This is a genomic window from Winogradskyella vincentii, from assembly GCF_020166345.1.
In the GTDB taxonomy this organism is placed as follows: Bacteria; Bacteroidota; Bacteroidia; order Flavobacteriales; family Flavobacteriaceae; genus Winogradskyella; species Winogradskyella vincentii.
In genome coordinates, this window is sequence record NZ_JAIUJS010000042.1 from 1 (window position 1) to 493 (window position 493).

Genomic DNA, 493 nt, shown 5'->3' on the forward strand with positions numbered 1-493 from the left:
CAAGCTGTAACTTCACTGTCTGAGAAAGTAACAACAGGAGTTGTACAATCATCTGTAGCAGTTGCAGTTCCAGTATTAGCCGGAGACTCGTCCTCGGTACATTCTATTGTTACGTCTGCAGGAATAGTAATTACAGGAGCCACAGTATCTATTATTGAATAAGTAGCTGTAACACTTGAAGCGTTTCCACAATCATCCGTAGCAGTAAATGTTACAGTAATAGCACCGTTAGCACAATCTACATCTGTATTTGCACCGTAATCGTTAGACCAGGTAACATTGCCACAAGTATCTGATGCAGTTGCACCAGCATTGTTAGCAATCCAGGCTTCTAAAGTACCATCAGGTGTAACACCACATTGAATATCAATATTAGATACTCCTGAGCTATCAATAGAAGGAGGCGTTGTATCCACAACCGTTATCGTTTGAACAGCAGACGTTGTGTTACCACAATCATCGGTAGCAGTCCATGTTCTAGTAATTGTTTTAG

The 493-nt window shown here is 41.0% G+C and carries 1 pseudogene; it reads right to left on the reverse strand.

The features are described from left to right. Window positions 1–493 (reverse strand): annotated as a pseudogene (locus tag LBV24_RS15385) (gliding motility-associated C-terminal domain-containing protein); the annotation flags it as partial.